Raw genomic sequence first — 18,726 nt, 5'->3', positions numbered from 1 at the left:
TGTATATAATAGGCGATGTTCGGTCAACCACATCGCCTATTATAATTATAAACATTTTGCGTCAAATTCCTACTGAATGTCAATAATAGCGGTTTCGCCCTTCTTAACATTTCCATCTTTTTTCAATTCGACTTGTTGCCCTTGTTGTAAGTTTGTAAAGACAATTGGTGTAATGATAGATGGTGCATTTTCTTTTACAAATGCAAGATCTACTTTTAATAATGGTTGGCCTTGTTTCACCTTGTCGCCTTGTGCTACAAGCGCTTCAAAACCTTCACCATTTAATTTTACAGTATCAATACCGAAGTGGATTAAAATTTCTTTTCCGCCTTCAGATTGAATGCCAATCGCATGTTTTGTAGGGAATACATTGACAATCTCACCGTTCACTGGAGAAACTACTGTTCCTTCAGTTGGTTCAATTGCAAATCCGTCTCCCATCATTTTTCCTGAGAATACTTGGTCAGGTACTTCTGTAATTGGTAAGATTTTTCCTTCGATTGGTGATACAATTGTTTCATTTTCATCAACTTTTTGAGGAGTTTCTTCCACTTTTACAGGTTCTTCTTTTTCAACATGAGGTGTACGACCTGACATAATATCATGAATTTGTGATTTTAATGTGTCAGATTTCGGCCCGAAAATAGCTTGAATGTTATTTCCAACTTCAAGTACACCAGCTGCTCCAAGTTCTTTTAAGCGGTCTTTGTTTACATTCTTTTGTTCGTTAACTTGAACACGTAAACGAGTAATACAAGCATCTAAAGAAGCAATGTTTTCTTTACCACCAAGTGCTACTAATACTTCACGAGGAAGTTCGCCTGCTTCTGCTTTTCCTGCGCCGTCATTTGCATTTGCCACTTCACGACCAGGTGTTTTTAGATTCCATTTGCGAATTGCAAAGCGGAATCCGAAGTAGTAAATAACTGCTAGTACAAGACCAACAATAATTACCCACCACCATGCTGTACGGCCTGGTAATACACCGAATAATAGGAAGTCAATTAAACCACCAGAGAATGTCATACCAATTTTAACACCTAAAATTTGCATTGTCATAAATGATAGACCAGCAAATACAGCGTGAATTCCGAATAATACTGGCGCTACGAATAAGAATGAAAATTCAAGTGGCTCTGTAATACCTGTTAAGAAAGATGTTAATGCTGCAGAACCTAAAATACCTGCTGCTAATTTTTTATTTTCTGGACGTGCTTCATGGTACATTGCTAAAGCTGCTGCTGGAAGACCAAACATCATGAACGGATACTTACCAGTTGTAAATGTACCTGCTGTTAATTCTACACCGTCTTTTAACTGTGCCATAAAGATTTTTTGGTCACCACGGATTAATTCGCCAGCTGCATTTGTATACTGACCGAATTCGAACCAGAACGGTGAATAGAAAATGTGATGTAATCCAAATGGAATTAATGAACGTTCAATTAAACCGAATATAAATGCTGCGATTGTTCTATTTGCATCAATCATTTGATGTGAGAACGTGTTTAAGCCACCTTGAATGTATGGCCAAATGAAGCACATGATAATACCTACTATTAAAGAGAATGTTGCAGTTGCGATCGGTACGAAGCGCTTACCTGCAAAGAAACCTAAGTATGATGGTAATTCAATGTTGAAGTATTTATTATAGCAATATGCCGCTACTATACCGACGATAATACCACCAAATACTCCTGTTTGTAGCGTTGGAATACCTAATACGTTTGCATACGCTGGATCTGCAAATCCAATTTTTACTGGGTCTGCTCCAGAACTTGTTACTTTCACTAGCTTATCTACTTCTAAGAACACACTCATCGTTTTGTTCATAATTAAGTAGCCGACGAATGCTGCTAAACCAGCTACTCCGTCTCCACCAGCTAAACCAATTGCTACCCCAACTGCGAATAATAATGCAAGGTTAGCGAAAATAATATCACCAGATTGTTCCATAATTTTTGCAACCATTACGAACCAATCTGCTTTTAAAGCAGGAATAACATTTGTTAACTGTGGATTTTGAAATGCATTACCAAATCCAAGTAAAATACCTGCCGCCGGTAAAATCGCTACTGGAAGCATTAACGCTTTTCCGACTTTTTGAAGAACACCAAAGATCTTCTTAAACATGGAAACCCTTCCTCTCTTATCTATATTGATACCTTCCGACAAACGCCAAAAAGACATGAGGAAAAAAAGATAGAACGATAGCTATACAAAGGGTAGTATATCCCTTTCTCTAGCTTACATTCCTTACTTTTCTCCACTCATGCCTGATCGAATCAGTAACACGTGTCAAAAATAGGTTTACGTATAAGTTCACTATAATTAAGGCAAACGTTTTCGTTACTCACCTTAATGTGTTTGTCGAAATTTGTATAACTTTGCAATAGTTATTATACATAACTATTGTAAGCGATTCAATCATTTTTTTTAACGTTTTCATTTTAGACAAAAATATATGACTTTTTACACATGCTCTGCCTTCACTAAGCGTTGCAAGTGCATCGTTAAATAAATACTTTCAGCTTCATATACAGGTAGTTGCAACTCTTTTTGCATGACCTTAACTAGCTTCCAAGCCAAGTTATAGCAAACTGGATACTCCGCCTTTAATAAATCAGCAAAACTTTGCGATTCTTCTACTTTTTCTCCTTTTTTCACCCTCTCAATAGCATATTGAAGATGACGAATAAGGCGTAAATAATGAATGCTCTCTTGGTCTAATGTAATTTGTAAGTTTGTCTCAATTAAAGATACAAGTTGTGCAATGAGACGGGAGTTTTGATTAACTGAAGATAAATCAGAATTTGTAAGCGAACTGTAAATGTGAAGTGCAATAAAACCAATTTCTCCTTCTGGCAATGTAATTTGCAAACGAGAATTTAAAAGTTGTACAACACCTTCCGCAATTGCATATTCCTCTGGATAGAGCATTTTTGTTTCAACTAAAAAAGGGTTATCAATTGTAAGTCCTTGTTTTAACCTTTTAATCGCAAATGAAATATGATCCGTTAACGCAATATGAATATGTTCATTTAGTGGAGATTTCGCTTTTTCTTGAATGTACAGCATAATATCGTTCATCAATTCAATTAATTTTTCACTAATATGCGGCACTAATAATTTATATTGTTCACGATCACGTTCATTTTTTAAGACAAACATTTTTTCGATTTGTTCTTGCTCCAATACATCTTTCGCTTTTTTCCCAAATCCAATTCCTTTTCCAATCACTACTACTTCCTCGTGTTCAGGATGGCTAGCAATGATGACATTATTATTTAAAACTTTTTTAATTTCTAGATAATTATTCATATAACACCACCCTCGTACTTAAATAGCCTACTTTCATGTTACAGAATATTCTTCTTTGTCGTCAATGTAAAACATCTGCCATTTAATAAAAATTCATTTTTTAGACATGTTTATATATGATGCGTATAATGTAAGAGCAACTGTACATAGAAAGGAGATAACAGCATGATTAAAATGTTTGTAAGTGATATCGATGGTACAATGATGCAACACGGAGGTCTTATTGATGAACAAGATGTTGCGGCACTACGCAGCCTTGCCGAACAAAATGTTATTCTTTGCTTCGCTTCCGGAAGACTTGATAATGAAATTGCAGACTTAATGAAAGCTGTAAATACAAATTTTCATCGCATTAGTGTAAATGGTGTTTTTGTATATACACATGAAAATAAACAACTATTATCTGCAACTTTTGATTCCAGCATACTTCCCGATTTGTTAGCTATGACGAATGAAGATCCTTATTTCCGTTATGTAAGTGATGAGCATAATTATTACATTGAAGAGAAAACACCTTTTATTCAAGAACTTGAACAACAAGTAACTATGACTTCTGTTGAAGAACCAAACTTACTACAGAAGATTGATGATACAATTTTCCCAAATAAAATTTCTGTCGGTGGAACAAAGGAGAGCTTGCAACTCCTTCAGAAAAAAATTGATGAAAAATTCCACGGGAAAGTTAGTACTTTCATCTCAGCAGAACAATGTTTAGATGTAATGCCACCGAATGTTAGTAAAGGCTCTGCCATTTCTGTTTTATTAAATGAGTTTCAAATAAAACCTGAGGAAATTGCTTGTATAGGGGATTCTTACAATGATATTCCTATGTTTTCTTTAACTCCTCACAGTTTTGCTATGTCACAAGCAGATGATGCAGTAAAAAATCACGCTCACTATGTAGTAAATCACGTCAAAGATGCTGTTAACCACGTAATTGCTCATAATAAAAATACGACTCATTCCTTATAAGGATGAGTCGTATTTTTATTTCTTTACATGTTAACCATTTTCAATTCCACTGTACTTCACAAACTGAAATATACTATTTGTTACGTGCGATATTCGTAATAAATTTATAACGATCTCCACGATAAATACATTTCACGTACTCTAGCGGTACCTCACCTTCTGAATATGACCATTGACGCATTACAAGTACAGGCGCCTTTTTAGGAATATGCAGATGTTCAGCTTCATTTTCCGTCGCAACGGAAGCTTCAATTGACTGAGTAGCGCTAACAAGTTTAAAGCCCAGTTTTTTCTCTAAATGTTCATATAAAGATTGTTGCAATATCTCTTCGTTAATATCTTTTACAAGAGCTGGCGACAAATATGTCGTCTCAAAAGCAATCGGTTCATCATCAGCTAAGCGAATACGCCTCACTTCATAAACCGATTCCCCCTCCTGTATTCTCAACCGGTCTGCTATTTTCGCAGTAGCTGGAACTAGGCGGAAACTAAGTAATTGACTACTTGGGTTCATCCCACGAGAAATCATGTCTTCTGTGAATCCCGTCATTCCTTGCAATTTTTGTTCCACTTTCGGAAGTTGGACAAATGTTCCAATTCCACGCTTCCGATATAAATAGCCTTGTTCCACTAAATTATTAATCGCCTGTCTGATTGTCATTCGACTCACTTCGAACTTATCACAAAGTTCATTCTCAGATGGGATTTTATCTCCCGGCTTCCATTCGCCGTCCTCAATTAGCTGTTTCACCCACTCTTGAATCTGATAATAGATCGGAAATGGTGAATACTTGTCGATGTTCATCAGCAATCGCCTCACTGCATAAAGATAGAGCTTCTTGATCAGCGATTACGGTTACATTCGGATGACGTTGTAAAACTGTAGCCGGACACTCTTCACTATATTCACCTTGCAATAATTCTTTAACAGCTTCTGCCTTTTTAGAACCCATAGCAACTAGTAGAACTTGTTTCGCTTTCATAATGCTTCCAATTCCCATTGTAATCGCATGAGTTGGCACATCTTCTTCTTTTTCGAAGAAGCGAAGGTTTGCTTGGCGTGTAGATTCTGTTAATTCAACAATGTTTGTTGGAGAATTAAACGGTGTTCCTGGCTCATTAAATCCGATGTGACCGTTTTCACCGATTCCAAGAATCTGTAGGTCAACTGGGTTAGCAGCTAGAATGCTCTCGTAACGTTTGCACTCTTCCTCTAAATCACTTGCCATCCCGTTTGGTACATAAGTTTGTTTAAATGGAAGATGATCAAACAACTGTTCTTGCATGAAATAATGATAGCTGTTTTTATCTTCATGTGGTAAATTTACGTACTCATCTAAGTTTACAGTGGTTACACGGCTTGTATCAAGTTTATTTTTTCGCATTTCTGCATAAATACCTAATGGAGAGCTTCCTGTAGCCATTCCTAACGTTGGATTTTCTTTTGTTTTTACAACTTCTTCAATTAATTTATAACCTGCTTCTGCTAGTTCTTCTGGAGTTTTTACAACAAGAATATTCATTTAATTACTTCCCTTCCTTCATATGAATTCCTAAACGAACCGTATCATATACATGTAAATCTTCATTCATCACAACAAAGTCTGCATCTTTTCCTACCGCTAATGCACCTTTATTATTTAATCCAAACTCTTCTGCTTGGTTAACTGATGTCATCAGTACTGCATCTTCGATTGAACAACCTGTAAATTCAATTACATTTCGGAAAGCTTGATCCATTTTTAAAATACTACCAGCTAATGTTCCATCTTCTAATCGAGCACTACCATCTTTTACATGTACTGGCTGTCCGCCAAGCTCATATAATCCATCTTCAAGACCCTTTGCACGCATTGCGTCAGTGATAACACTTACTTTTTTTGGTCCTTTTAACTTATATGCTAATTTCACCATATCAGGGTGAATATGAATGCCATCTGTAATTACTTCAACCATTACATCTGGATTTAATAACACATGACCAACAACTCCTGGTTCACGGTGATGTAATCCACGCATTTGATTGTATAAATGTGTCGCATGTGTAATCTTTCTATTTTTTAGTTGCGCATCAATTGCATCTGTATGCCCCATTGTGCCAACTACACCAGTTTCAGCAAGATATTGTTCAAACTCTAACGCTCCCTCTTCTTCTGGTGCATATGTTACTAATTTAATTAAATTCCCACTTGCTTCTTGCCATTGTTTAAATTGCTCAATATTTGCAGGAACGATATGTTCAAGTGGTTGTGCACCTGCACGTTTCTTTGAAACATAAGGTCCTTCTAAGTGAATATATTCGAAATGCGCTCCTTTTTCTTTTGCTTCTTTTGCAGCAGTTAACGCTGCTTCAATTGCCTCTGGAGCTTGTGTCATTGTTGTTGGGAAGTAAGTTGTAACCCCTTCTTTTAACATTTCTTTACCTAGAGTTACTAACCCATCGCTATTTGCATCCATCGCATCAATATCGTATCCACCATGAATATGAACATCGATCATACCTGGAATTACAATCTTCCCTGTAGCATCAAAAACAGTTTCATTTTCTTGTGGTACATATTGAGCCATCAAACCAATTTCTTTAATGGTTTCTGCGTAACGAATAAATCCGTTTTCCACTATTTCTTGACCTGTGTAAATTTTGGCATTGATGACAATTTGCGTTTTCATTTTCATCGATCCTTTCCCATGAATTACCTACTTGTTATTATTACCTTATTCGCCTAGTTCCATCTTAATATACGCACGAGTAGTTGTCTATACATTCTAATGAAATTTCCTTTTTATTCAACAGAAAAGGAAATTTCTTACGTCTCTTATAATTATAATATATATTATTCATTTTTCCAAAAAGGGACAGTATCGCCCCCTAATCTAGAAATCACTTCAATAATGGCATTAACCCGCTAGATTCTAACATAATATGTTCACCATCTGTTTCCATTTCTACTGTACGTTTATTCGTTCTATATACCATTATACCGTGCCTTTTTAAGCGTTTCACTACACTTTGGTGAGGATGTCCATACGGATTACTACTCCCGTACGACAAAATAGCAAACTGCGGTTCCACTTTTTTTATAAACGTTTCACTTGTTGAAGTATATGAGCCGTGATGCCCCACTTTTAACACATCTGCATGGACATCAAATTGTTTTAATATTTCATGTTCTGTCCGTACATCCGCGTCACCCATTAATAAAAAATCCGCTTTTCCATATCGCACCTTTAAAACAATTGAGGATTCATTATTTTCATCTTTTGATTTCCCGTTGTTTAATACTTGTATAGAAACATGTGGATCCAGCGGTATATATTGTCCTTCCTTTACTGAAACGAAAGGTATCCCTCTTTTTTTAATATTATTCCGATACGTATGATAAGTAAGAGAACTATATGTTTTTCCGCTATCTAATATAAGCGATACCGGCATTTGCTCTACAATTGGAATTAACCCCCCTATGTGATCCATATCGGGATGCGTACTGACAATTACATCTAAATGATTAATCCCTTTCTCAATTAATTTCTGAATAATAACCTCTCCTGCTTCATAAGGTCCTCCATCAATTAACATTGTTTGTCCATTTGGCATTATAATAAGTGTTGCGTCACCTTGCCCCACTTTTAAAAAGCTCACTTTCATTTTACTAAGATGTTGCCGATGCATATGTAAAGGAGACGTAGTATGAATGGACATCATATACCTTTTAGCTGATGCGCTATTTAAAGAAAAACATAATAAAACAGAAACTAATAATAAAATAATCCGCATACCTCTCATAACTCGTCTCCTTTTTTCATTTAGTATGGCACTGTAAATAATTGATATACAAAAAAAGCTTAGCAAAATGCTAAGCTTTTATTTCGATATCTCTTGTAAGGAACCGAAGAATAAATCTGCTTCATTCATTTGTTCATTCTCTTCAGAAAGCAGTGGTAAATCATCTAATGTTTTCAATCCAAATGTGTCCAAAAATTCTTTTGTTGTTCCGTATAAAATAGGACGCCCTGGTCCTTCTGCTCTTCCCATTTCTTTTATAAGTAAATGTGAAACCAACGTTTGTAACGCCTTATCGGTTTTAACTCCTCTAATCTCTTCCATTTCAGTCCTTGTGATTGGTTGGCGATATGCAACAATCGCTAAAGTTTCGAGGGCAGCTTGTGAGAGTGAAGCAGCTGTTGGTGTATCTATTAATTTTTGATAATATGAAGCATGTTCTTTCTTTGTAGCAAAACGATATACTTTTGCATACTGTACAATTTGCAAACCACGGTTTGCACCTTCACATTCTTGTTGCATTTCTTCTAAAATATTAATTACTTCATTCATTTCAATTTCAAGAACTTTTGCTATTTGTTCTGGATAAATCCCTTCATCACCAGAAACAAATAAAAGGCCTTCAATAATTGACTTTTGTTCTTTCCTATCCATTTCACGAGCTCCTTCCTTCTATTTTCCCATAAAAATACACATCAAAAAACCGAATCACAATTAATGCGTTCGGTTCAATATTTTTTCTCTTGTTCCAAACGATACATTAAAACATAGCATGAGATAAAATGTTTCTATCCCATTTTCACATACTTGCTCTATGCAGATTTATTAGAGCTTGATACGAAAATTTCATCAAAATTATGTTCTTGCTCAATTATGATTTGTTGATTTTTCATAAGTTCCAGAACTGCTAAAAATGTTACAACCATTATTTCACGTTCATCATCAACAAACAAATCATAAAAACTTTGGCGACCACCCTTTATTTTTAACTGCTTTAAAATATCAGTCATTCGCTGTTCAATTGGTATTTCTTGACGAGTAATACGTGTTGTTACAGGTTTTTTTGCCTTTTTACGGCGCATTAATTTTTGAAATGCTGCTAGCATATCATATAACGTAACATCAAGAGGTAAGCTTGTCTCCTCTTCTTGTTGCAACGATGTAAAGTCAATTGGTGGACGTGTATATAGCTGTGCTCTTTCTTGTTCTCTTTCTTTTAACTCAGTAGCAACTTGCTTATATTTCTTATATTCAATTAACCTCTCCATCAATTCTTGACGAGGATCATCTATAAAATCATCACCGTTATCAAGTACATCTTCTTCATGTTTCGGCAACAACATCTTACTTTTAATTTGTAATAACGTTGCAGCCATTACTAAATACTCACTTGCAACATCTAATTGAAGTTCTTTCATCGTATGCACATAAGATAAATATTGCTCTGTAATATCTGCTACAGGAATATTATATATATCAATTTCATAACGATGTATTAAATGTAACAATAGATCTAACGGCCCTTCAAAAGCCTCTACTTTAAAATTATATTGCACAAAGCATCCCACCACATTTTTTCTATAACAACATAAGTATAGAGCATACTCATGTTCTATCCAACCTTTTTAAGAAATTTAATTAAAAATAGACCGATGCCTATGTCATCATGCCCACCACTTCATATGATAACAGTGTAGTAAGAACAATGTAGGAGGTCAAAAAACTATGGGTCACGTTGATTGTGGTTTTAGCGGTGGGTTCGCATTACTTGTTGTACTGTTTATTTTACTAATTATTGTAGGAGCAGCTTGCTTCTGCTAATATGAACAATAACGGCTAGGGGGAAACCTCCTAGTCGTTTATTGTTCATATTTCTATGATACACTTATATGTATAACCGTTAGATAGGAGCGAGAAAACATGTATCCTACCGAATACATACAATTTTTAATTCATTTCCATGGAGATTATGACTATTTTGAATGCCACGAAATACTAGAAGAGTATTGGAAAACAAAACCAAGAGGTAATCGTGATCATTACTTAGTTGGTCTCATTCAAATCGCAGTTTCTTTATACCACCAAAGACGTGCTAATTGGAATGGTTCCACAAAAATGATGAAAAGCGCAATCACAATTTTAGAAAAAAGCGGTGTGCCTTTACAACGTTTAGGAATTAATCAAGTACAACTTCTTTCCTTGCTCAATGAAAGATTGCAATCTATCCATAAAAAAGAACGTTTTGTACCTTTATTTTTACCCTTATCAGATCCATCGTTAGAGAAGCAGTGCATAAAGTTATGTCAAAAACAAAACCTCTCTTGGAAAGACTTGAATGCTATCCCAGGTGAATATATTATAAACAAGCACACTATGCGTGATCGCACAGAGGTCATTACTGAACGAAACGAACAATTACAAAAAAGAAAGCAGAGATAATAAACTACTTATCTCTGCTTTCACGAATGTATATTTTGTTCTAGCCCTTTACATTTTTCGCAAAAACTTGCCGTTTGCTCATTTCCGCAAATTGTAAACTCAAGAAATTTACTCTTTAACTCTTGAACCATCTTCGTCCCAATCCCCACATGACGGTGAGACGGGTTCACACTCAAATGCTGAATTTCTAATACTTGATTCTCTTTTTTTACAATCCCCATTATTCCAACAAAATCTTCATTTTCTTTCCACAAATACAATTGCCAATCATCTTTTGCTTCATATTCTTTCATTGTCAATTGTAATGTTTTCACATCTTTTTCAGTTGGCATAAACGAAAGAAGCCCCATTGCAATTTTTTCATAACTTTTTTTAAAACGAATTAACATAACCCTTATCCCTTCTTACAAAAGTTACAAACTAGTAATCCCCTCAATCACTCTTTTCATATCACATTCATTTTACAATATTTTCAACAGAGTGAGAAGAGTCTAAAACAACTTGATAATCATACAAAGCGAAAAGAAGAAAGTCAAATCTATGTTTCAGCACTATTCCTTTAATAAATAGAGTTAAAAAAAGAAAATTTTATATGGAATGGAAAGAAACATATCATTCAACAGCACTTCATTTATAGTTACCCTAAAGCAGCACAATTCTAGCAAAATTAATATAACAAAAAATATTTATTGAAACATATAATGTAATGTATTGTATGTAATTGGTTAAAGGTTTGTTCTCACAAGCAATATATTTTAGCAACAATACTACTTGTATGATGAGCTGTAGAAGAAGTACTCAATCTCATTAAAAATAAAAAAGAGAGCAAAAGCTCTCTTTTTCCTTACCTTATTCTTCCCAAACTTTAACTTCTTTCATTACATCGCCTTGACGCATTTTTAATACTGTTTCAATACCGCTTGTTGCTTTACCAAATACAGTATGAACACCATCTAAATGCGGTTGTGGCTCATGAACGATAAAGAATTGGCTACCGCCTGTGTTACGGCCAGCGTGAGCCATAGAAAGTGACCCTACAAGGTGTCTATGAGGGTTTCCATCAGTTTCACATGGAATAGAGTAACCTGGGCCACCTGCACCTGTACCTGTTGGGTCTCCACCTTGGCTTACGAAGCCAGGAATAACACGGTGGAATGTAACACCGTCATAAAATCCTTGCTCTGCTAATTTTTTAAAGTTTTCTACTGTTTTCGGTGCTTCTTCTGGGAAAAATTCCAAGTCGATTTTTTCACCGTTTTCCATTAATATGTATCCTAAAGTTTTCATGCGTATATGTCTCCTTTCAATTATCTCAGCACTATATTACCACATTCATGACTAGAAACAAAAAGAATCCGACAATCTAGATACTTCTTTTTTGAAATGTGGAAAAAGCTAGGTGACAAATAAGAAATATATACTATAATAACTTTGTTGCCCGAAAATTTTAGAAAGAGAAAGGGAGCGATTTTTCGTGAAAACGAAATTATTAGCTCTGCTATTAGCTGTAACGGTATTTATGATGCCAACAGCTTCATTTGCAGACATCATCGAGGGAGAATCAATTGTTACATTAGGAGAGAACTTATCCGAACAACAAAAACAAGATCTGTTAAAAGAAATGAAAGCACCAAAAGATGCTACAATTATCACTGTATCTAATGCGGAAGAACATAAATTTCTAGAAGGCATTGTTCCAAAAGCACAAATTGGTACGAGAGCAATTTCTTCTTCTATGATTACATACACAAAACCAGGATCTGGTCTTATTGTACGATCAAAGAACATTAACTGGGTAACAGATGCAATGTACACTAACGCTTTGATTACAGCAGGTGTAAAAGATGCAGAAATTCAAATTACTGCACCTTTTAAAGTTTCAGGAACTGCAGCTTTAACTGGATTAATGAAAGCATACGAAACTGCGTCCAATAAACAAATTCCTGAAGAAGTTAAAAAAGTAGCGAATGAAGAAATGGTACAAACAGCCCAGCTTGGTGATAAAATTGGTGAAGAAAAAGCAGTTCAACTTGTTGCAAAAATTAAAGAAGAAATTGCAAAAGAACAGCCAAAAACAACAGAAGATTTACGTTCATTAATTAAAAAAATTGCTGACCAACTCGGCATTACATTAACAGATGAACAGTTAGATAACTTAGTATCGTTATTTGATAAAATGAAGAATCTTAATATCGATTGGAATCAAGTTGGTAGTCAATTAAACAAAGCAAAAGAACATGTTTCTGCCTTTTTAGGATCTGAAGAAGGGCAAAGTTTTCTAGATAAAGTGAAAGATTTCTTCTCAAGTATCATTGATTTTGTTAAATCTTTATTCAAGTAAAAAAGAAGCCCGCCAATGACGGGCTTCTTTTTTATACAAGTAACGGTAATTTCATAACAGCCTCTTCAACCGAACGCACTATATGATTTGCTTTCTCCTTTACATATGGATGGGCATGATGAAGAGTAAATGAATGCGGGGTTACTTCAAACATAGAAATATCATTGAAAGAATCTCCAATACAAGCAACTTCATTTGCTTCAATTTGCAAATGATCCATTAGTCGCTTTAGAGCACTCCCCTTACTCACGCCTCTTGGCATAATATCAACATAGCGTTTACCTGATATAAAAACTTCCGCTTCGCCTTGAAACGTATCTCGTAGCTCTTGATCTAACGTCACAATTTTCTCTTCTTCTCCAAAAACAAACAATTTTGCAGGGTGTACAGTCTTACCAAACTCTTCTTCTAACGCTTCAATTTCAGCGATATGCACGCCCATATATGCTTCAAAATTATGGTGATGTTCATTCTTCCTTTTTGTATATCGCTGCTCATTTGCACAAACAATATCCGCTAGTCCTTTTTTATGTATATATCGATATATTTCCTGGGCAACCACATTTTCAAAACTCGATTCATGAAATAAATTTCCATCTGGAAGTAACATTGTCGCTCCATTTAAGCCAGTTGTGTAATATGGGAATGCAAACCTTTTTACAACTTCATCAATTCTGTGTGTAAAGCGGCCAGAGGCAAAACAAATATTTGTCCCTTTCTCAGCTAACCAACACAGCGCACGTTCATCTTCTTTTTGCATATGATTCACATCGTAAACGAGCGTGTCATCTAAATCACTTACAAATAATTTAATCATGTCCTCTTCCCCTTTCATACACAATATCTACTCTAAGTGTACACAAAAAATGTTTGATTTTTGTTAAAAAATAATAAATTTTTGCTAAAAAAAATAAACGGGTGTATAATCCCGTTTATTTTTGTCTTTTTACATTTTGAGGTCTTACAATACTTGGTCGTACTTTTAAACTAGACATCGTTGGACGGAGTAAAATTTTTGTTAACGCGCCCCAATCAAATGGTAAAAACGGCCATAAATAAGGTGTTTGTAAACTTTTTATAGACGTTAAAAATAAAATTAATATCGTCATACCAATTACAAATCCCATCTCATGGAAGAGACCTGTTAAAATAATAACAAACAATTTCCCAACCTTATTCCCTAATCCTAGTTCATAACTCGGTGTTGCATATGCACCAACCATCGAAACTGCTACATACAAAATTACTTCTGGCACAAACAAACCTACATCAATTGCAATTTGACCAATTAATATAGCGGAAATTAACCCTGCTGCAGACGATAACGGCGTTGGAGTATGAATGGCTGCCATCCTTAAAAACTCAAGTCCGACCTCTGCCATTAACACCTGTAATAAAATTGGTAAATGCGTCATCTTAGTCGGTCCAATAAAAGCAAGATTTGCTGGCAAAAGAGTTGGATCAAATACAAACACTAACCAAAATGGTAATAAAAATAACGAGAATATAACACCTAAAAAGCGCACCCAGCGTAAAAATGTACCGACAGCTGGATTTTGTCTAAACTCTTCCGCGTGCTGTAAATGATGAAAATATGTTGTCGGTGTAATCATAGCACTTGGCGATGTGTCAACAAGTACTAACACATGTCCTTCTAGTAGATGATTTGCTGCTACATCTGGCCTTTCTGTATATCGAATAAGTGGGAATGGGTTATAGCTTTGCTTTACAACAAATTCTTCTACTGTTTTATCCGCCATCGTAATTCCATCTACATCGATGTTATTTAATTCTTGTTTTATAATCTTTACTAAATCTGGATTTGCAACATCTTGAACGTATGTAATACAAATATCCGTTTGCGATCTATCTCCTACTCGAACCATTTCATTTCGAAGACGTGGATCTCGAATTCTCCTACGAATTAACGCTGTATTTACAACGATATTTTCAACAAATCCATCCCTCGCACCTCGTACTACCTTTTCGGTATCCGGTTCTGTCGGTGTTCGCCCTGGATAACTACGAACATCGATCGCGAACGCTTCCGTTTCACCTTCCACAAATATCACGATCAGTCCTGATAATACTTGGAGCATTACCTCATCCATCGTTTTCACTTTACTTACTTGTTGATGGATTAAGCGATTCTCTAAAAGCTTCACTGTATCTTCTTCTACATCCCTTATCTCATTTGTATCCACCGCTTCTTCTAAAATAGGGATAATATAATTTGTATCACAAAGTCCGTTTACAAATAACACACCAATTTCTTTATTCAAAATTTGAAATTTACGAATGCCGACATCGTATGTAACGCCTAGTCCAACTGTCTGCTTTAAATAATTTTCATTGTCACTTATGAAAGTTGATATAGGGATATCCACTTTTTTAGGCTTCGTCATAAAAACCACTCCTTTCCAAAATTAATTGAATTGCTTTCTTCGTAATAGGTGATCCCCTCTCCCATTCATCATTTCCACACATCTTACCAATGTCACCGACTCCAACAATGACAGGAACATTTAAATCGTCTAAACAATATATTGTATCTCCGCTAATCCTGCCAATTTCACCATCTGGAAGTCCAAATTTATCAACACCGTATTCGGTTAAATTCCCGTTCCGATCTACACTTACATCTACACGTGCCCATTCCCAATGATGCGTATTAGACGCTACTGCTAAAATACCGAGCACATCAATTTGTTTATGGGTAGCCACATATTTTAATGCCTTTTCACCAGATCCTTCTCCAATAAATCCACTGTCATCAAACATGACAAATACAGGGTCATATGGCGTTTGCATAATAAGCTCAACAACTTTTTTCCCTGTCAATTTGGTTGGATTACTTTGTGATGCTGAAATACACCTTCCCCCAAATTCCTTCGTTAAAAGCTCAATTGTCCGCTTTGCATATTCATCTCCATCTGTGACCAAAACAACCCTTCGTCTCATTTGATTTATCCTTTCGGTTTACATATAAGTGCTATAAAAAATGAAAACAATATCGCTGCGGAAATGCCCGCAGACGTTAAACTAAACATGCCAATACCAATTCCTAAATATCCATGTTTTTCTGCTGCATGCATTGCTCCGTGCAATAGTGAATGTCCAAAACTTGTGATAGGGACTGTCGCTCCAGCACCTGCAAATTTTATTAGTTTATCGTACAATCCAAATCCATCTAAAATTGCTCCGATGACTACAAAAGTTGCCATTAAATGAGCTGGTGTTAACTTTACGAAATCTAACAATAGTTGCCCAATTAAACAAATAGCTCCACCTACAAGAAATGCATATATAAAATCCACAATTCACTCTCCTTTAACTCTCTCAAATACGACACCATGTGCAATTGTTGGAATCGTTTCCTTCTGTTGCATCATCATCGGGCTTAATAATGCACCAGTCGCAACGACAAAAATTCGTTGTAAATTCCCTTTTTGCATCTCGTGTAATAAATGGCCATACGTAACAACTGCTGAACAAGCGCAACCACTACCACCTGCAAACACTTCTTCTTGACTTGATTCATAAATCATCAATCCACAATCATTGTATATATGCCCAAGATCATAACCTTCCTCAAGTAAAAGTTGTTTCGCAATCGGCGTCCCAACAGCTGATAAATCACCCGTAACAATCAAATCATAATCATCGGCACTTCTTCTTAAATCTTCAAAATGTTGTTGAATTGTATGAGCTGCTGCTGGAGCCATCGCTGCCCCCATATCCAAAGGATTTGTAATTCCTAAATCTTGCACTTTTCCGATTGTAGCTGACGTAATTTTAATTGCACTTTTTTCATTGCTAATTAATATAGATCCTGCACCAGTCACAGTTGAATTTGCTGTCCCTGGTTTTTGCCCACCGTACTCTGTTGGATAGCGAAATTGTCTTTCAGCCGTTGCATTATGACTGCTTACTGTAGCTAAGACACGATTTGCAAATCCACCGTCTATAAAAGCTGAGCCAACTGCTAAAGTCTCCATAGACGTTGCACAAGCGCTAAACATTCCTAAAAAAGGAATGCCCCACTTACGCGCAACATAATTTGCTGTCACTGTTTGATTTAATAAATCTCCCGCTAAAAAGAAATCAATTTGCGATGTTTTTATATTCCCTTTTTGCACTGCTTGTTGAATTGAGTCTGACATTAATCTTCGTTCGGCGAGCTCCCAATTTTCTTCTCCACAATGCAAGTCATCATATGAAATATCAAATTTTTTCCCAAGAGGGCCCTCAGCTTCTTTCGGACCGACAGCAGTACCCGTTGCATTCACATATATATCATTTTGAAATACCCACGTTTGTTTTCCGGTCAACCTCATACTAGCCCCTCCTTTAAGACATAAAAATTTTAAAGGTATACCTTATTAACCCAATGATATATGCACCAACAACCCCAAATACAATCACACTTCCTGCCAGTTTAAACATATTTGTAGCAATCCCTAGAACAACCCCTTCGCTCTTATGTTCTAAGGCAGCGCTCGCCATAGAATTTGCAAATCCTGTTACCGGTACCGCTGATCCTGCTCCAGCAAATTGACCGATTTTATCATATACACCACACCCTGTTAAAATCGCGGATAATAAAACAAGGGTTGCAACAGTTGGGTTTCCTGCCTCTTGTTCACTGAAGTGAAAATAATGTATATAAAATTTCATCAATACTTCCCCAACTGTGCAAATGAGTCCACCTACAAGAAATGCTTTGATACAATTTAGTAAATAGTTTGGCTTTGGATGATACTCCTTCACTTTATTTATGTAATCATCCTTCAATTTCTGACTTGTCATTTATATACTGCCTCCTACTTTACGAAATAAATCCAGTGAAACAACGATCCTATTACTTTCCCAAGTACAAGAGCAACGAGTAAAACAATAATCTTCCCCTCTACCCCTACTCGTTTCGCTAAAATAGGTAGAACATTTAACACCTCTGTTAATGCCGCAGCAAGCATTCCAATGAACGTGCCACAAAATATCCCTAATATAACGAGCCAATATTGCGACGTTTGAAATGTAATGTTTTTCAAACTGCACCAAGCCCCTGTTAAAGTACCTGCAATGACTGCCCACTCAAAATATTGAATATGCTTTCCACTTCTCGTTAATTGGGCTAAACGGGGGATTATACCAAGTACAGCTAAAAATGCGACATATCCGCTACCTACCGCAATCCCTCCAGCTAAACCAATTAAAATAACAAATCCAGACTCAATCATCGGTAAGTTGTTTCATATTATCCTTGTTTTCATTAACGATTACATACTGATCAAGTGACTGTTGGTATTGAAACATCTCAACTTCTAGCGGACTTGGCTCTTCATTAATTCGCTTTTGAAATACATGATTAAAGAATAAAACCATCCCTAAACCAAGACCTAAAGAATAAGGAATTTGAAATAAAAGTGGTTGCGCATTAAATTCTCCAGTAATCATGTAATATAACCGTTGATGTACTTGTTGCATACTTACATCTTCATGGAAATAAATGATCGCAAGGGCCGCTCCAATGAAAAGTAACAGCCATACAAGCCCGAAAAAAATTGGGTGCGCCTTCTTTTTTTCGTATATAATTTCAACAAGAGTTTGTCCAGAACCGAGTAAATTAATTTGTAGATGAGATGCTTTCTGTTGAATAATCTCAATTACTTTCATAACATCAATTACAACATGCGTCTTATCATGCGCTGTTATTTTGTAAACTATCTCATTTTGTAACAACTCAACTACGGAAGAATCTCCGGCAAGTTGAGCAACATCGCCCAGCTTTACTTCATAAGTAGGAGAAACTTTTAAACGATTGCGCATTTTAATATAAATCGTTTGTTCCAACTTTCATTCACCCCTTCAC

At 35.8% G+C, this 18,726-nt stretch carries 22 protein-coding genes; 4 read left to right on the top strand and 18 right to left on the bottom strand.

Annotation, left to right across the window (positions count from 1 at the left end; translation table 11 throughout):
• Positions 1-69 precede the first annotated feature (69 nt).
• Positions 70-2,133, bottom strand: coding sequence for a PTS glucose transporter subunit IIABC (gene ptsG, locus ACK1U5_RS19365; protein ID WP_000473174.1), 2,064 nt, complete (start codon positions 2,131-2,133; stop codon positions 70-72).
• 339 nt (positions 2,134-2,472) lie between these two features.
• On the bottom strand, positions 2,473-3,321 hold the full coding sequence (gene glcT / locus ACK1U5_RS19360; protein ID WP_001067317.1) for a glucose PTS transporter transcription antiterminator GlcT: 849 nt from the start codon (positions 3,319-3,321) through the stop codon (positions 2,473-2,475).
• A 165-nt stretch (positions 3,322-3,486) separates the two neighbouring features.
• Here glcT and ACK1U5_RS19355 point away from each other — a divergent pair, with 165 nt between their 5' ends.
• Entirely contained in the window at positions 3,487-4,293 is an 807-nt protein-coding gene (locus tag ACK1U5_RS19355; RefSeq protein ID WP_000594244.1) for a Cof-type HAD-IIB family hydrolase, read from the top strand.
• Between the two features lie 73 nt (positions 4,294-4,366).
• Here ACK1U5_RS19355 and phnF read toward each other — a convergent pair whose 3' ends face one another.
• From phnF to scpA, 6 genes are all read right to left on the bottom strand, one after another.
• Complete coding sequence (gene phnF / locus ACK1U5_RS19350) at positions 4,367-5,098, bottom strand: phosphonate metabolism transcriptional regulator PhnF (RefSeq protein ID WP_021727649.1); 732 nt, start codon at positions 5,096-5,098, stop codon at positions 4,367-4,369.
• Entirely contained in the window at positions 5,028-5,816 is a 789-nt protein-coding gene (nagB, locus tag ACK1U5_RS19345) for a glucosamine-6-phosphate deaminase (protein ID WP_001024210.1), read from the bottom strand. The genes phnF and nagB overlap by 71 nt, the downstream gene beginning before the upstream one ends.
• Before the next feature lie 4 nt (positions 5,817-5,820).
• Entirely contained in the window at positions 5,821-6,963 is a 1,143-nt protein-coding gene (nagA, locus tag ACK1U5_RS19340; RefSeq protein ID WP_001987227.1) for an N-acetylglucosamine-6-phosphate deacetylase, read from the bottom strand.
• A gap of 211 nt (positions 6,964-7,174) precedes the next feature.
• Positions 7,175-8,077, bottom strand: coding sequence for a ComEC/Rec2 family competence protein (locus ACK1U5_RS19335; RefSeq protein WP_001214829.1), 903 nt, complete (start codon positions 8,075-8,077; stop codon positions 7,175-7,177).
• A 78-nt stretch (positions 8,078-8,155) separates the two neighbouring features.
• On the bottom strand, positions 8,156-8,728 hold the full coding sequence (gene scpB / locus ACK1U5_RS19330) for a segregation/condensation protein ScpB (protein ID WP_000375170.1): 573 nt from the start codon (positions 8,726-8,728) through the stop codon (positions 8,156-8,158).
• Between the two features lie 158 nt (positions 8,729-8,886).
• Positions 8,887-9,630, bottom strand: a complete 744-nt coding sequence (scpA, locus tag ACK1U5_RS19325) for a segregation/condensation protein A (protein ID WP_001199753.1) — start codon at positions 9,628-9,630, stop codon at positions 8,887-8,889.
• Positions 9,631-9,799: 169 nt separating this feature from the next.
• Here scpA and ACK1U5_RS19320 point away from each other — a divergent pair, with 169 nt between their 5' ends.
• Both ACK1U5_RS19320 and ACK1U5_RS19315 read left to right on the top strand, forming a co-directional pair.
• The gene (locus ACK1U5_RS19320) at positions 9,800-9,895 is read left to right on the top strand and encodes a YjcZ family sporulation protein (protein ID WP_000510194.1); all 96 of its coding nucleotides are present in this window, start codon (positions 9,800-9,802) and stop codon (positions 9,893-9,895) included.
• A 99-nt stretch (positions 9,896-9,994) separates the two neighbouring features.
• Positions 9,995-10,513, top strand: coding sequence for a DUF309 domain-containing protein (locus ACK1U5_RS19315; RefSeq protein ID WP_000283594.1), 519 nt, complete (start codon positions 9,995-9,997; stop codon positions 10,511-10,513).
• A 20-nt stretch (positions 10,514-10,533) separates the two neighbouring features.
• Here the strand turns inward: ACK1U5_RS19315 and ribT are convergent, their stop codons facing one another.
• Together ribT and ACK1U5_RS19305 are read right to left on the bottom strand one after the other, a co-directional pair.
• Positions 10,534-10,902 (bottom strand): GNAT family N-acetyltransferase RibT, encoded by a 369-nt coding sequence (gene ribT / locus ACK1U5_RS19310; RefSeq protein WP_000908401.1) that lies wholly within the window; start codon positions 10,900-10,902, stop codon positions 10,534-10,536.
• 460 nt (positions 10,903-11,362) lie between these two features.
• Positions 11,363-11,800 carry a peptidylprolyl isomerase gene (locus ACK1U5_RS19305; protein WP_000853782.1) on the bottom strand — a complete coding sequence of 146 codons (438 nt, stop codon included), beginning with the start codon at positions 11,798-11,800 and terminating at the stop codon, positions 11,363-11,365.
• 187 nt (positions 11,801-11,987) lie between these two features.
• Between ACK1U5_RS19305 and ACK1U5_RS19300 the strand changes: the two genes are divergently transcribed.
• Positions 11,988-12,854, top strand: coding sequence for a DUF1002 domain-containing protein (locus ACK1U5_RS19300; RefSeq protein WP_000850515.1), 867 nt, complete (start codon positions 11,988-11,990; stop codon positions 12,852-12,854).
• A 31-nt stretch (positions 12,855-12,885) separates the two neighbouring features.
• Here the strand turns inward: ACK1U5_RS19300 and ACK1U5_RS19295 are convergent, their stop codons facing one another.
• The 8 genes from ACK1U5_RS19295 to ACK1U5_RS19260 all read right to left on the bottom strand — a co-directional run bounded on the left by ACK1U5_RS19295 (position 12,886) and on the right by ACK1U5_RS19260 (position 18,707).
• Entirely contained in the window at positions 12,886-13,689 is an 804-nt protein-coding gene (locus tag ACK1U5_RS19295) for a Cof-type HAD-IIB family hydrolase (protein ID WP_001987215.1), read from the bottom strand.
• A 97-nt stretch (positions 13,690-13,786) separates the two neighbouring features.
• Entirely contained in the window at positions 13,787-15,259 is a 1,473-nt protein-coding gene (spoVAF, locus tag ACK1U5_RS19290) for a spore germination protein SpoVAF (protein ID WP_000165596.1), read from the bottom strand.
• Positions 15,246-15,815 (bottom strand): stage V sporulation protein AE, encoded by a 570-nt coding sequence (locus ACK1U5_RS19285; protein WP_001254415.1) that lies wholly within the window; start codon positions 15,813-15,815, stop codon positions 15,246-15,248. The genes spoVAF and ACK1U5_RS19285 overlap by 14 nt, the downstream gene beginning before the upstream one ends.
• Positions 15,816-15,820: 5 nt before the next feature.
• Complete coding sequence (spoVAE, locus tag ACK1U5_RS19280) at positions 15,821-16,171, bottom strand: stage V sporulation protein AE (protein ID WP_000345904.1); 351 nt, start codon at positions 16,169-16,171, stop codon at positions 15,821-15,823.
• Between the two features lie 3 nt (positions 16,172-16,174).
• Complete coding sequence (gene spoVAD / locus ACK1U5_RS19275) at positions 16,175-17,191, bottom strand: stage V sporulation protein AD (protein ID WP_001241163.1); 1,017 nt, start codon at positions 17,189-17,191, stop codon at positions 16,175-16,177.
• Positions 17,192-17,204: 13 nt separating this feature from the next.
• Entirely contained in the window at positions 17,205-17,663 is a 459-nt protein-coding gene (gene spoVAC / locus ACK1U5_RS19270) for a stage V sporulation protein AC (RefSeq protein ID WP_000203810.1), read from the bottom strand.
• Between the two features lie 14 nt (positions 17,664-17,677).
• Positions 17,678-18,094, bottom strand: coding sequence for a stage V sporulation protein SpoVAB (spoVAB, locus tag ACK1U5_RS19265; protein ID WP_000572936.1), 417 nt, complete (start codon positions 18,092-18,094; stop codon positions 17,678-17,680).
• Positions 18,087-18,707 (bottom strand): stage V sporulation protein AA, encoded by a 621-nt coding sequence (locus tag ACK1U5_RS19260; RefSeq protein WP_000438365.1) that lies wholly within the window; start codon positions 18,705-18,707, stop codon positions 18,087-18,089. The genes spoVAB and ACK1U5_RS19260 overlap by 8 nt, the downstream gene beginning before the upstream one ends.
• Positions 18,708-18,726 lie beyond the last annotated feature (19 nt).

It is taken from the genome of Bacillus sp. XB1, from assembly GCF_053557995.1.
This window is presented reverse-complemented; position numbering and strand designations above follow the sequence as displayed.

Excerpts from the sequence above, each read along its gene's own strand:
- ptsG (WP_000473174.1), bottom strand. The coding sequence starts at position 2,133 with ATGTTTAAGAAGATCTTTGGTGTTCTTCAAAAAGTCGGAAAAGCGTTA.
- nagB (WP_001024210.1), bottom strand. The coding sequence starts at position 5,816 with ATGAATATTCTTGTTGTAAAAACTCCAGAAGAACTAGCAGAAGCAGGT.
- ACK1U5_RS19355 (WP_000594244.1), top strand. The coding sequence starts at position 3,487 with ATGATTAAAATGTTTGTAAGTGATATCGATGGTACAATGATGCAACAC.
- spoVAC (WP_000203810.1), bottom strand. The coding sequence starts at position 17,663 with ATGACAAGTCAGAAATTGAAGGATGATTACATAAATAAAGTGAAGGAG.
- ACK1U5_RS19315 (WP_000283594.1), top strand. The coding sequence starts at position 9,995 with ATGTATCCTACCGAATACATACAATTTTTAATTCATTTCCATGGAGAT.
- spoVAD (WP_001241163.1), bottom strand. The coding sequence starts at position 17,191 with ATGAGGTTGACCGGAAAACAAACGTGGGTATTTCAAAATGATATATAT.
- ACK1U5_RS19285 (WP_001254415.1), bottom strand. The coding sequence starts at position 15,815 with ATGAGACGAAGGGTTGTTTTGGTCACAGATGGAGATGAATATGCAAAG.
- nagA (WP_001987227.1), bottom strand. The coding sequence starts at position 6,963 with ATGAAAACGCAAATTGTCATCAATGCCAAAATTTACACAGGTCAAGAA.
- ACK1U5_RS19305 (WP_000853782.1), bottom strand. The coding sequence starts at position 11,800 with ATGAAAACTTTAGGATACATATTAATGGAAAACGGTGAAAAAATCGAC.
- ribT (WP_000908401.1), bottom strand. The coding sequence starts at position 10,902 with ATGTTAATTCGTTTTAAAAAAAGTTATGAAAAAATTGCAATGGGGCTT.
- phnF (WP_021727649.1), bottom strand. The coding sequence starts at position 5,098 with ATGAACATCGACAAGTATTCACCATTTCCGATCTATTATCAGATTCAA.
- spoVAB (WP_000572936.1), bottom strand. The coding sequence starts at position 18,094 with ATGATTGAGTCTGGATTTGTTATTTTAATTGGTTTAGCTGGAGGGATT.
- ACK1U5_RS19335 (WP_001214829.1), bottom strand. The coding sequence starts at position 8,077 with ATGAGAGGTATGCGGATTATTTTATTATTAGTTTCTGTTTTATTATGT.
- ACK1U5_RS19320 (WP_000510194.1), top strand. The coding sequence starts at position 9,800 with ATGGGTCACGTTGATTGTGGTTTTAGCGGTGGGTTCGCATTACTTGTT.
- glcT (WP_001067317.1), bottom strand. The coding sequence starts at position 3,321 with ATGAATAATTATCTAGAAATTAAAAAAGTTTTAAATAATAATGTCATC.
- ACK1U5_RS19295 (WP_001987215.1), bottom strand. The coding sequence starts at position 13,689 with ATGAAAGGGGAAGAGGACATGATTAAATTATTTGTAAGTGATTTAGAT.
- scpB (WP_000375170.1), bottom strand. The coding sequence starts at position 8,728 with ATGGATAGGAAAGAACAAAAGTCAATTATTGAAGGCCTTTTATTTGTT.
- spoVAF (WP_000165596.1), bottom strand. The coding sequence starts at position 15,259 with ATGACGAAGCCTAAAAAAGTGGATATCCCTATATCAACTTTCATAAGT.